The organism is Neobacillus sp. YX16, assembly GCF_030123505.1.
Taxonomy (GTDB): domain Bacteria; phylum Bacillota; class Bacilli; order Bacillales; family Cytobacillaceae; genus Neobacillus.
The window spans coordinates 5,245,474-5,258,130 of record NZ_CP126115.1; the positions used below are offsets into that span (position 1 = coordinate 5,245,474).

Annotated in this window: 12 protein-coding genes; 2 read left to right on the forward strand and 10 right to left on the reverse strand. The window is 39.5% G+C overall.

Annotation, left to right across the window (positions count from 1 at the left end; all coding sequences use genetic code 11):
• Positions 1 to 13: 13 nt before the first annotated feature.
• Entirely contained in the window at positions 14 to 1,405 is a 1,392-nt protein-coding gene (locus tag QNH48_RS26000; RefSeq protein ID WP_283952580.1) for a NapC/NirT family cytochrome c, read from the reverse strand.
• Positions 1,406 to 1,927: 522 nt separating this feature from the next.
• Here QNH48_RS26000 and secA point away from each other — a divergent pair.
• Positions 1,928 to 4,441 (forward strand): preprotein translocase subunit SecA, encoded by a 2,514-nt coding sequence (secA, locus tag QNH48_RS26005; protein WP_283952581.1) that lies wholly within the window; start codon positions 1,928 to 1,930, stop codon positions 4,439 to 4,441.
• Between the two features lie 267 nt (positions 4,442 to 4,708).
• Here secA and QNH48_RS26010 read toward each other — a convergent pair whose 3' ends face one another.
• The 6 genes from QNH48_RS26010 to QNH48_RS26035 form a co-directional block, all read right to left on the reverse strand.
• Positions 4,709 to 5,317, reverse strand: coding sequence for a hypothetical protein (locus QNH48_RS26010; RefSeq protein ID WP_283952582.1), 609 nt, complete (start codon positions 5,315 to 5,317; stop codon positions 4,709 to 4,711).
• 23 nt (positions 5,318 to 5,340) lie between these two features.
• On the reverse strand, positions 5,341 to 5,511 hold the full coding sequence (locus QNH48_RS26015) for a hypothetical protein (protein WP_283952583.1): 171 nt from the start codon (positions 5,509 to 5,511) through the stop codon (positions 5,341 to 5,343).
• 100 nt (positions 5,512 to 5,611) lie between these two features.
• Positions 5,612 to 6,871: a group II intron reverse transcriptase/maturase gene (gene ltrA / locus QNH48_RS26020; RefSeq protein WP_283955694.1), complete on the reverse strand. Its 1,260-nt coding sequence runs from the start codon at positions 6,869 to 6,871 to the stop codon at positions 5,612 to 5,614.
• Positions 6,872 to 7,454: 583 nt separating this feature from the next.
• Positions 7,455 to 8,135, reverse strand: a complete 681-nt coding sequence (locus tag QNH48_RS26025) for a tetratricopeptide repeat protein (RefSeq protein WP_283952584.1) — start codon at positions 8,133 to 8,135, stop codon at positions 7,455 to 7,457.
• Positions 8,126 to 8,329 carry a hypothetical protein gene (locus tag QNH48_RS26030; RefSeq protein ID WP_283952585.1) on the reverse strand — a complete coding sequence of 68 codons (204 nt, stop codon included), beginning with the start codon at positions 8,327 to 8,329 and terminating at the stop codon, positions 8,126 to 8,128. The genes QNH48_RS26025 and QNH48_RS26030 overlap by 10 nt, the downstream gene beginning before the upstream one ends.
• 21 nt (positions 8,330 to 8,350) lie before the next feature.
• The gene (locus tag QNH48_RS26035) at positions 8,351 to 9,406 is read right to left on the reverse strand and encodes a YecA family protein (RefSeq protein WP_283952586.1); all 1,056 of its coding nucleotides are present in this window, start codon (positions 9,404 to 9,406) and stop codon (positions 8,351 to 8,353) included.
• 188 nt (positions 9,407 to 9,594) lie between these two features.
• On the opposite strand from QNH48_RS26035, the gene QNH48_RS26040 reads away from it, so the two are divergent.
• On the forward strand, positions 9,595 to 10,230 hold the full coding sequence (locus tag QNH48_RS26040; protein WP_283952587.1) for a transglutaminase domain-containing protein: 636 nt from the start codon (positions 9,595 to 9,597) through the stop codon (positions 10,228 to 10,230).
• A 52-nt stretch (positions 10,231 to 10,282) separates the two neighbouring features.
• On the opposite strand, the gene QNH48_RS26045 is transcribed toward QNH48_RS26040, so the two are convergent.
• The 3 genes from QNH48_RS26045 to hpf all read right to left on the reverse strand — a co-directional run bounded on the left by QNH48_RS26045 (position 10,283) and on the right by hpf (position 12,459).
• Positions 10,283 to 10,684 carry a cbb3-type cytochrome c oxidase subunit I gene (locus QNH48_RS26045; protein WP_283952588.1) on the reverse strand — a complete coding sequence of 134 codons (402 nt, stop codon included), beginning with the start codon at positions 10,682 to 10,684 and terminating at the stop codon, positions 10,283 to 10,285.
• Positions 10,685 to 10,814: 130 nt separating this feature from the next.
• Entirely contained in the window at positions 10,815 to 11,657 is an 843-nt protein-coding gene (locus tag QNH48_RS26050) for a DUF1028 domain-containing protein (protein ID WP_283952589.1), read from the reverse strand.
• A 253-nt stretch (positions 11,658 to 11,910) separates the two neighbouring features.
• Positions 11,911 to 12,459: a ribosome hibernation-promoting factor, HPF/YfiA family gene (hpf, locus tag QNH48_RS26055; RefSeq protein WP_283952590.1), complete on the reverse strand. Its 549-nt coding sequence runs from the start codon at positions 12,457 to 12,459 to the stop codon at positions 11,911 to 11,913.
• Between the last annotated feature and the right edge of the window lie 198 nt (positions 12,460 to 12,657).

The window sequence follows — 12,657 nt, forward strand, 5'->3', positions numbered from 1 at the left end:
CCTTTTAAAATCTTTAATTCTTTACATCATCCTTAAAACCAGTTCTATGACAGTATTCGCAATATACATCTGTTGGTGCTGCAACTTCTGTTGAACCAGGTTTTGGCTCTTGGCGATCATGACAGACAAAGCACTCTGCTTTTTGTTCTGGTGATAATGCATTCTTAGCGTGGCCTACTAGCCAATAATTACTCTTTTCATGGCTTTCAGGGCGTTCACCGTGACAAGCGCTACAGAATTTATTGATACGTGATTGTTCTCTGACTACGTTGATATTGGCTGTGTATTTGTGTTCTTTATCATCTTCTTTAACCTCGGCCATTTTTAACATAGACATTAGGTCTTCCTTAGGAATATCTCTAATCCATTTAGAATCCTGGTGACAGTCCACACAAGTGTCTAGCTCTTGAAGGGCTGTACCGCCGTGATTTCCATTCCAGCTTTCAACTCGGTGATTTTCTGGAACTTTGACTCGTTGATGGCAGGTTTCACATGCCATAGAAAGCTTCACATCTTTCGTTTGCTTGCCAACCGCTTCTAAAATAATCTTTTGTGTTTTTTCAGTATGTGCTGCAACTGCTTCTGCTGCTTCTTCCTCAGTTGTTGCGTCATGTTTAACTTCACTAGTAGTGTTCTTTGCTTCTTCTTTCGCTGCTTCTTCTAAGTGTTCTGGATTTGGCGGAACAAGATAAGCAACATCTTTCCATGGCTTTTCACCGTTATTCACTTTGTCGTGACAGTCAATACAGGTTCCCATGTTTGGTGCTAGGTATTTTTGTTCCATCATTTGCTGCGCTACATCATCTGTCCAGTGACCGCGAACTTCCTCTGTATTGATTCCACGTGCTGCGATTTTCGCGTGTGCTACACCGGAGTGACAGCTGATACATGGAACCCCTTCTTCGATATGTCCTTTATGGTTAACAATTAAATCCTTTGATGCGGTTACTAGACGGTTCTTTGAGTGACACTGTAAACAGTTTTCATCTGAAACCGCTTCATGCTCGGTTTGAACGATTTGTTCCGGTATCCCCATTACGTGGTGATAAACCTCTTTCAATGAAATAACTTTGTGGGTCATCATGTTAATAAATCCAGGTTTAATATGGCACTGAACACAAGTAATTTCACTGTGAGCGCTTGCGGTAAATGTTGTTACTTCTGGCGCCATTTCATGACAGCTAGAACAGAATGATGGAGAGTTGGTGAAAGATATAACACCATATCCTCCCCCAAAAATGACAATAGACCCGATTAGGGCTACGAATAATGCTTTCCACCTATTAACTGGATCCTTCCAGTCTATGTTTCTAAATTTCTGCCAGAGTCTACGAAATAGTCCAGGCTTCTTTTTACTCTCTCTAGATTCGGGTTTCTCTTTATCTTTCTTCCCCCAAAAAGCCACATGACTCACCCTTCCCATATTGAATTTTTATCTCTCTATATTTATCTAAGTTTAACCTCTCTAATGGTAGTATCTAACATTGCAAAAGTATTTTCCAATGTACAATTTGTGAATAATTTCTCATATGAGCTTTATATGACTTTCTCCCTAAAAACAACATGCAAACGTTGATAATTAAAGGTTTAAGTTAATACCACAATCAAGTTGTAAACGTGTATAGAGAATAATTTTTATACAAAAAAATAAGTATTTATTCATTTCTAGCACTACTTTTGTTGATTATTTAAGAAATAGACTGCATACAAAAATTTGACAATTTTGATAAAATAGAATTTCCTCATACGGATAGACTTTAAGGTTCATTTATTGAAAATGTGGCTATAACGGTAACAATGTTGTCACTCTAAAATGGAAGTGGTAAGATATAAAGGATATTTATCATGTATTTTTGATAGGATTTTCTGTAATTTAAAGCGAATTTATTTAGTAGGATAAATCAGATATAAAGGAGCGTTTCATCATATGATGGGGATTTTAAATAAAGTGTTCGACCTCAATAAGCGCGAGCTGAAACGGCTGGACAAAATGGCGAAACAAATTGACGTACTAGCTGCTGAAACGGAAAAACTTAGCGACGTTCAGCTCCGTGAAAAAACGGAAGAGTTTAAGCTTCGCTATCAAAAAGGTGAATCACTAGATGATTTACTCGTAGAAGCCTTTGCAGTCGTCCGTGAAGGTGCCCGCCGTGTGCTTGGCTTATATCCGTACCATGTTCAGTTAATGGGAGGGATTTCTCTCCACGAGGGGAATATTTCGGAGATGAAGACTGGTGAAGGTAAAACTTTAACCGCTACCATGCCGGTTTATTTGAATGCCCTTTCTGGGAAAGGTGTTCACGTTGTTACAGTCAATGAATATTTGGCAAGCCGTGACGCAAACGAAATGGGACAACTCTATCAATTTCTTGGACTTACTGTTGGTCTAAATTTAAACAGTATGTCTAAGGAAGAAAAACAGGAAGCCTATGCTTGTGACATAACATATGGAACAAACAATGAGTTTGGCTTCGATTATTTGCGCGATAACATGGTCTTATATAAGGAACAAAAAGTACAGAAGCCACTTTTTTATGCGGTTATTGACGAGGTTGACTCGATTTTAATTGATGAAGCTCGTACACCATTGATTATTTCTGGTTCTGCCCAGAAGTCGGCGGTTCTTTATATTCAAGCAAATGCATTTGTTCGAACACTGACAAAAGATACAGATTATACCTATGATGAGAAAACAAAAGGCGTAATGCTGACTGAGGAAGGAATCAGTAAATCAGAGCGTGCTTTTGGAATAGAGAATCTTTTTGATATGTCGCATGTTACTCTGAATCATCATATTAACCAAGCCCTGAAGGCTAATGTAAGCATGCACCTTGATATTGACTATGTTGTTCAAGATGGTGAAATCATCATCGTTGACCAGTTTACTGGTCGTTTAATGAAGGGTCGCCGCTATAGTGAAGGGTTACATCAGGCAATCGAGGCAAAAGAAGGCTTGGAAGTTCAAAACGAAAGTATGACAATGGCTACGATTACCTTCCAGAACTATTTCAGAATGTACGAAAAGCTTGCAGGTATGACAGGTACAGCGAAAACGGAAGAAGAAGAATTCCGCAACATTTATAATATGAACGTTATTGTTATTCCAACTAATAAACCTATCACACGTGATGATCGTCCAGATTTAATTTATTCCTCCATGGACGGTAAATTCCGTGCAGTTGTAGAAGATATTGCTGAACGAAATCAAAAAGGTCAGCCTGTTCTTGTTGGTACGGTAGCAATTGAAACATCTGAGCTGATTTCGAAGTATTTAACGAAAAAAGGGGTCAAGCATAATGTCTTGAACGCGAAAAACCATGAACGGGAAGCGGAAATTATTGCTGAAGCAGGTCATAAAGGCTCAGTTACAATCGCAACCAACATGGCAGGACGTGGTACGGACATCAAGCTTGGTGAAGGTGTCATTGACTTAGGTGGACTTGCGGTTCTAGGAACAGAACGTCACGAAAGCCGTCGGATTGATAACCAGCTGCGTGGACGTTCCGGACGTCAAGGAGATCCTGGTGTAACCCAGTTCTACTTATCAATGGAAGATGAACTAATGCGCCGCTTCGGTTCTGATAACATGAAAGCGATGATGGAGAGACTGGGTATGGATGATTCTCAGCCTATTCAAAGTAAAATGGTTTCTAAAGCCGTTGAATCTGCACAAAAACGTGTAGAGGGCAATAACTTCGATGCCCGTAAACAGCTTTTACAATATGATGACGTTCTTCGTCAGCAGCGTGAAATTATCTACACGCAGCGTGATGAAGTATTAGAATCAGAAAACCTGCGTGAAATCGTTGAAAAAATGATTATTTCAACGATCCAGCGAAATGTCGATGCCCATGCGAATAAGCATGAGGATGAAGAAGAATGGAACTTGCAGGGTATTATCGATTATGTAAATGCGAATCTTCTTCATGAAGGTGACATTACGATTGAGCAATTACGCGGCAAGGATCCAGAGGAAATGAGCGAAGCTATTTTTGCGAAGGTAAAGGAACGTTATAGCGAAAAAGAACAAATTCTTTCCCCAGAGCAAATGCGCGAATTTGAAAAAGTAGTAACGTTGCGTGCGGTTGATAGCAAGTGGATTGACCACATCGATGCAATGGACCAGCTTCGTCAAGGCATCCACCTCCGTGCTTATGGACAGATTGACCCGCTTCGCGAATACCAGCATGAAGGCTTCGCGATGTTTGAGTCAATGGTTCTCTCGATAGAAGAAGAAGCTTCTATGTATATCATGAAGGCTGAAATCAGAAATAATCTTGAGCGCCAGGAAGTTGCGAAAGGTCAGGCTGTCAATCCGAAAGAGGATGGAGAAGCCGTTAAGAAGAAGCCAAAAGTAAACCAAATGGATATCGGCCGCAATGATCCATGTTATTGTGGAAGCGGAAAGAAATATAAAAACTGCCATGGGGCAGGGAAATAAGATAAGTTCGAGGGCCGGCAAATTTTGCTGGCCCTTTTTATTTTTCTAATTGAATATACTTAGGAGAACTTTGATTCCCTTCAAAGAATAAATTCGGGGCTAGCGGTAATCAAAAATCGGTTTTGATTCCCTTCAACGGGGAAAATGCTGCTTTGCGGTAATCAAAGGTCGGCTTTGATTCCCTTCAACGGGGAAAATGCTGCTTTGCGGTAATCAAACGAAAAAAATAATAGAGGGTCAGCAAATTAAATCGCCGACCCTCATCCATTAATTTCTTTTTCTAAAACGAATGACACCGAATAGTATAATAAACAAAACTCCTAATACTAACACTAAAGTCTGGAATGGAAATGCCTGCTTATCCTCTATCGGAATTTGATTATTACTTACCTTATTATTTATTACTTCCTTAACTGCTTCTTTAGGTTCTTCTTTAAGATAGTCATCATAAAATTTTCTAATACTTTCTTCTGGATGTACAACCTGCCCATTATTAATTTGAATCATTCCATTAGGCCCGCCAACTGGTGTAAGGAAGCTAGGATCCTTTCTTTCTAAAAAAATCAGCATCTCCCCACCTTGCTGTTGGAATTCATCTACCCATCCATGATCAAAACCATCAATACCTGCGGTAATCGTAGTTGGAATATCTTCGCCTTTGTAAACCTTTGTTACCTCAAAACTAAGACCATTAAAGATGGATTGCCCACCTGGGATAGGATTGCTTGAAAAGTCGTATTTTCCTAGTACAACAACCTCAGCCCTACTAACAACTTCTTGGGGTTCTAAGACGACCCAGCTTGTCGCCTCTACTTGAATACTTCCACTCGAAAAACTTGTAAAAAATAAAACAATACAAAAAATGATTCTTTGCATTTCATTCCCCGCCTTTCGAATAGTCACTCTATAACTTCTTTGAACTCTTTAATTTGTTTGTATTTCTCCGCACTAAGAACCCCTTCAGTTACCCAAAATCTTTTGGTAATTGGGTTTCGGTCGCTCCAGTTTTTCTGCATTGACCCAAAATACTTTTCCAAACAGCATTCGGTCACTCCAGCCAACATTTTCATTGATTCTTCCTCTTTCCACCTAAATAATCGAGTAGGAGGGGGTGACTAACCCCCGACCTCTCACACCACCGTACGTACCGTTCGGTATACGGCGGTTCTATTAAGATTGACGTAAAGTTTCATAACGGTTATATAGACTTTTCAACCCTCGTTGACTCCAATATGAGTTATCGAGGGTTTTGTGTAATATTGGGCTACAGGCGATTCTCCAGTATTTCTTTCTGGAGTTGCCCCATTCGTGCGCCTTGTAACCAGGGACGCCTAAACCAATCAGTTTTCTAACTCTAGTTTTAGATTTCTTCCACTGTTTCCATTCGCACATTCTTAGCCTTCTTCTTATCCATTCATCAAATTCTTTGAATTTGCTTGGAGTGTCCGCTAAAGCGAAGTACCCGCACCATCCTGTAAGATAGCGGTTTAACATTTCAATTCTTACCTCAAGTGGGATAGGTTTTGACCGAGAGGTAATTTCTCGAATCTTCGTCTTAAAGCGTTTAATGCTTTGTTTCGCTATTCGCACCTTCGGTTCTTTATTAAATGTGAAACTGAAACCAAGAAATTTCCGTTTCCACGGACGGTCGATTGCCGACTTATCCCTGTTTACCTTCAATTTTAGTTTCTGCTCAATAATCGTCGTAATGGATTCCATCACACGTTCCCCTGCTTTTAATGACTTAACATAAATGTTGCAGTCATCCGCATAACGGACAAACTTATGCCCTCTGGCTTCCAATTCTTTATCTAATTTATCAAGAATTATGTTTGAAAGTAGTGGACTGAGAGGTCCCCCTTGCGGAGTACCTTCCTCCGTTGATTGTACGACCCCATTAAGCATTACACCTGATTGAAGGTATTTCCTGATTAGTTTGAGAAGAATGCGGTCTTCAATTCTCTTAGCGAGTATTCCCATCAGTATGTCATGATTAACCTTATCAAAGAATTTCTCTAAGTCCATATCAATTACCCAGCGGTAACCTTCTTTGATATAACCCTTTGCCTTTCTTACCGCATTATGGGCGCTCCTGTTAGGTCGGAAACCATAGCTGTTTTCAGAAAATGTTGGATCAAAGATTGAGGTTAATACTTGGGCGATTGCCTGTTGGATGAAACGGTCTGTCACAGTCGGTATGCCTAAAAGCCTTATCCCTCCGCCTGGTTTCGGGATTCCGACACGGCGAACAGGAGAAGGTTGATAGTTACCTGTTCTCAAAGTTTCCCGAAGGGAATCCCAGTTTTCATAGAGATGTCGTCGTAGGAATTTTACGGACATTCCATCTATGCCGTGACTTCCTTTGTTCTGCTCTACCCTTTTTAGGGCAGTTAAGAGATTTTCCCGTGATAGAATTAGTTCCATTAACATGATGTTATCCTTTCTACGTGAATGAAGGTTCTGTTTATGCCGACTTTTGCTCCACCCTCCTAGAGTCCCCAACGGATTCACCGCTTCCTCCTTTAGGTAGGTCCTTTCGGATTGTCTGTGTTCAATGCAATCACCGAATGTGCAGACTTCATTCTTTCTTAATAGTTCAGTCCTTCCCATTCTTTCTCGAGTAAGAATGGTACTATGACTTCTGCTGACTTCTGATTGTTCAGCTATCCATTGCTAGATAGTTTACCAAGTGTACTTGGCTTATCAATCAGATCTCCCCGGGTAAGAGTACAGTCTTTCCCTCCATCTATCTGCTTCATTTACTCTGTACCACCTTCGGCAGTAAGGACTTTGTTTTGTGTTGCAAACTCATCCAATGATACCTAGCCTTATATGAAGTTCGTGTTCCTCAGACCGGAGGTTTGCCGCTCGCTTCCTTCAGATTCCGCGTCACCGCGGACACCCTTGCGTTAGGCTAACCATTACTACTGCCTTCATGGTTCGGGACTTTCACCCTAGAGACTGCACCCATGCCGGGCGCACAACAAAAAGACGAGAGGTTCCCCTCTCGTTTTCATTGTTTCTTCAACCATTTTTGCAGTCCCTCTATCTTTTCCCATAATTGAAAATGTTCATCTGCATAGATGATTGCCTCACTCTCGTCCCCCAGCACAATCCCTTTTGGCAGGAACATGGGGATGCTATTTTTATCCGTAAGGAATGGGATTACATGTGGGTTAGCTTTTTTCGCTTCTTTCAATAATTTAGCTGCATTTGCAGAAAAGCCATTTTTATATAATTCGAGTAAAAGCTTGTTATATAAGCCATTTGCAGTACCCACTTCATACTGTTTCAACAAGCGTTCCGCAGCTTCGAATTTCCCTTCTTCTAAATAAGCCCCAAACAGGATATAACAAATACCTTGGTTATCATTTGGATTTAATTCTAGAAGCTGTTCGAATTCATGTATTGCAACCAGGGTATCTCCTAATTGACGAAGTGCATCCGCATACGCTGCTTTCGCTCGCGTATATGGTCTTGTTTCGAGCATGCCCCAGAAATGACCTTTATTTTCTTTAATAAAGGCTTTCCCAAGCTCTTTTTCCCCAATCTCCATGCCCTTTTTTGAAAGCAGCATCGCTTCCTCATCAGTATCAGCATCATCCGCAAGAATCACGTAGGCGTCCACACAATTTGGATCTAACTTAAGAGCTTCTTGTGCAAGTTTGCTCCGGAGGTGACCGGTTACTTCCATCGGATCGTAAACCAATTGCTGAGCACGTTCCTTATTCGTTTTCGGTGCTTTCTTTGGAGTTGGGTCAATAGCTTATTATTCAAAAATTCATTTATTTCATCGATTGTTTCAAAATTTCCACCTTGGATCTCCGCCAATACTTCCTGCATAGCTTGTTCTGTCGGCATCGGTCCCTGTAACGAATTGAATGGCATCGCAGTTACTTGGTTTTCATTTTATTCTTCATATGACATTTCAATAATGGTTCTTATATCTTCCTCTAATTCGTCATCCAATTCAGCATATGTGGAAGAAAGGGAACCAACTGATACACCATACAATTTAGCGGTTTCCTTTTGAGTAAGCGGGGAAACCATATGGTTAAACAACGTAAGTAAATAATGCATAGAGGCTGCATATAGATTCGGCTTTCGAATATTCTTTTGCTTTTTCTCACAAAATTTAAACCATAGAATAATGCCTATATCCACAGTTGAAGGCATTTCATCTAGCGACTCCAGGTTTCTCTTTAATAGCTCTGCCACTTCCTTGAATATAGGCTTCTGCCACTCCATACTATCAATATCAACCATTCCGCCAACCATAGTAAGGTCTTTCATTATCTCCATAAAAAACTCAATTAAAAACTCCTGCGGCGAATGATAACCAGCATCTTTACTTTTCTGCTCTATAAAGTCGATTGCTTGATTGACTGGTAATTCCGGCAAATCAAACGGTGCTGGGAAAAAGACATACTTTTGATCAAATGGCAGAAGGAAACCGATAAAAAATGATCCTGGTTCAAAGGATTTTTGTGTATTTATTAAAATTACCTCATATTTTTCAGCGGAAAATCCATCTTCCACAATAATTGAATTATTTTCAACATTAATAATTTCGCCTGCAATCGTTCTAGCTTCGGTCCAAGATTGAAGGATTTGTTTTAATTTTGGGCGTTTAATTTTCCCAACCTCTGCAGTAATAAAGTGTTCTAAAATGGTTTCCCCATCTTCCAATGAGTTAAACAGTGAGAACCAAATTGTGTAAACAAATTCATAAAACTGGCGCTCGTCCTCTTCAATATCAAAGTAATCTTGATATTCCTCAAAACCATTAAATATTTCCTCTTCAAAATGATTAAGAGCAAAGTGGAGCAGTTTCTTTTGCAAGTCATCAATTTCATTTTCAATTACATGTGTAATCGACACAGCTTCCTTAGCGCCACAGCACTTTTTATACTTTTTTCCACTCCCACATGGACAAAGTTCATTCCGACCAATTGCCTCCGTCATCAGTACTCGCCCTCTCTTCCTCTATGTATCTAATATCATTAATTTAATAGTACCATTTTTGACAGATTAGTATGTATTATACGTAAATATTTGATTATTCAAGCTTTAAATTTGAATTATTTGAATATTAAAATTAACATTAGCTTTATACTTGATTTATAGGATTAAATGGAAGGAGGTTTTGAGGGTTGAGAAAAGTTTCTTTGCTTCTATTTATGATTGTCGTAGCATTAGGGATATTACCGACTACTATCAATCTCGTGGGGCCTCTAACCTCAAAAATAAGTGTGGTTAGAACCGATATCAATCCGTACCGAAACGCATTTGCCAACACCTTGATTGAGATTGTTGAAGGTAACCCTTACCTGCTTCCTAGTAAGCCTATTCCGAGCGAGGACCCTCAAATCATAGATCTTGCGAAAAATTTAACTGCAGGAAAGGATAGCACTTCGGAACAATCAAAAGCAATCTTCACTTGGGTCGCACAAAATATTACCTATGATGTGGATACCTTGATCAATAATGAATATTTTTATCTTGATCATCCCGATGCCATTGAGGTGCTTAATTCTAAGCTGGCAATGTGTATGGGTTATTCAAGACTGAACGCTGCCCTGCACCGTGCCGCAGGAATAGAGGCAAAGGTGGTTTTCGGGGAGGGGCATGCTTGGAATGAAATAAAGATTAACGGTAAATGGCAGACACAGGATCCAACCTTTGCAGCTGGATTTTTAATAGATGGTTCCCAGACCTTCATCAAAGCATATTCTCCTCTTTATTTTTCAACAACAGATGTAAAGAAGGAAGGTGAATATGCTTGGTAACAAAAAAATGCACAGATGATTTCTCAGCTGAAATCATCTGTGCATGATGCTTTTATAATGATACGTTATTATCAGAGTTGTATTTTGAATCTTTTCCAACATACTTAAAGACATTGACCATAAATAAAATAACGCCAATAACCACCGCTATTGAACCAATGATTGTTGGTGGAAGAGCTGCGGGAACACCCAATACTTGAAGTGCAATCCCGCCTAACATCACGGGAACCCCAATATTGTGTAACCAGAATTGAGTTTTAGCTAGTTTTGAATTTGCAGCCTTTGGATAAAAGTGATAAATAATTCCGAATAACGCCATTGATACCCATCCAAGTAAATTAACATGTGCGTGAACGGATGTAAAACGGAAATCATGAATAATTCCCATCGTTAGACCGGCCAAAACCCCAATTGTAAAATAAACGGTTGCTACTTTTAGATACGCTTTCCCCACTATTTACCTACCCCCTTATTATAAATTCCACAACTATTATACTATATTTCAAGTAATTTACAATATTACCATTATATTAATAGTATTTTTGTCATAAAAAACCTCCTATTTGCATAGGAGGTGGAGTAGATTATGATTTTTTCATATATTCGAGAATTTCTATGTCTATAAATCCAGAACTTTGTTCTCTCATTTCGAAGTTTTCAGTATGTATATACGCTGTCAGCGCCTTGAATATCTCCTCATTGCTCGGTATCTCACTGCTAAGATAACCCAACCTTGTCAAATGATGAATCAAATCATCTTTCACTTCTCCTTTAATCTCCGCAATTCGTTCAGGCTTTGAGGGTGCAAAATATAATTGCTGAAGCTGATAAATTCGAATTAACTCTTTAATTGGGTCTGGATGGTCGTCTACCCTTAAGTCAATATAACGGTCATTAAAACCGCCGTAACCACCTTTTTCTTTAACAATATACAGCGAAGCAGACTGCTTACCCCTGCTATCTCCTCCGGATTCTTGCCCTGCATCTAATGCTGCTAAAAGCTTATCCGCGAGCGTCCCGTTGGTTTCTGTATATACTCGCGCCATTGCTTGTACGGTTTCTTCATCACCCAAAATATTACCCTGTGCAGCGAAATGGCTGCCTGTCAACCCGCCAGCCCAATCATAGCATGCTTTCCCAGTGAAAGAGGCTGGATTTCCTGAAGCATCTATCAGCCCTACCTGGCGCATTTCTCTATCTGGATCTTCAGCTAATAGCAGCTCAAGTGTTTCCTGTGCAGACTTACCCTGTTCCATTAACTGTAGTGCTTTCGGACCATATGCGGTATTGGCGTACGATTGGGTTGCAACCGCTCCTGCACCAGCCTTTGCCCAAGGAACCACCGCACCAACTCCTAGGAATTTTGATTGAACTGCAATGCCCCATTCTTTTTCGATGGGGTCAAATCCTACGATTGAAAACGTCATTAGAAGCCCTCCTCTTTAAATTTGGTAATTCCGCGGGTTTGTGTAATAATCCCGCGGAGTTTCGTAATAATACCGCGAGAATTCGAATTAATTCCGCGCGTTATCCCAATAATTCCGCGACAATCGAAATTAATCCCGCATGAGTATAAAAAATCATTTCTTTCTACTATTCTAATTATATTAAAAATTTAAAATTTGGTATATTAAAATCAAAAACGCAGTCCGGATAGTCCGAACTGCGTTCATTTACATATTAATGCGTTTCAATTAAACCATATCTTCCATCTTTACGCTTGTAAACTACGTTTGTACGGTTAGTGTCAGCGTTGTTGAACACGTAGAAGCTGTGTCCTAAAAGGTTCATTTGCAGAATTGCTTCTTCACTGTCCATAGGCTTTAGATCAAAACGCTTCGTACGAACTAATTCTAAATCGTCTTCATCCTGCTCTAGGACATCTGTATTTTCAGAAGTTGCAAACGTAACCGGGAAATCACCTTTTTCACGGAATTTACGATTAACCTTTGTTTTATGCTTACGGATTTGACGCTCAAGCTTATCTGAAATCAAGTCAATGCCAGCATACATATCTACATTCGTTTCTTCTGCACGAAGAACTAGATTTGGCAGGGGAATGGTTACCTCTACTTTAGAAGTTTTATCTTGATTGAATCTTAAATTCACATTTACCTTTGCTTCAGGTGCTTCTGTGAAATATCGTTCCAATTTAGAAATTTTCTTCTCAACATACTCTCTAATTGCTGGAGTTACCTCAATGTTTTCACCACGAACGTTATAATTCATTTGTGGACTCCTCCTTTATATTCCTATGTAGATACATTTCTATTTTATCCTATGATTATCCTGCTAAATCAGAACAAAAATTTTGTCGAAATTTTGACAAAAACACAGGGGAAATAGTGAGAACCACTTTTCTATCTATTTTCTAATTTTTAATAATCTTCCTTACACCTTTAGTCTATTATGTTTGAGGACAAATTA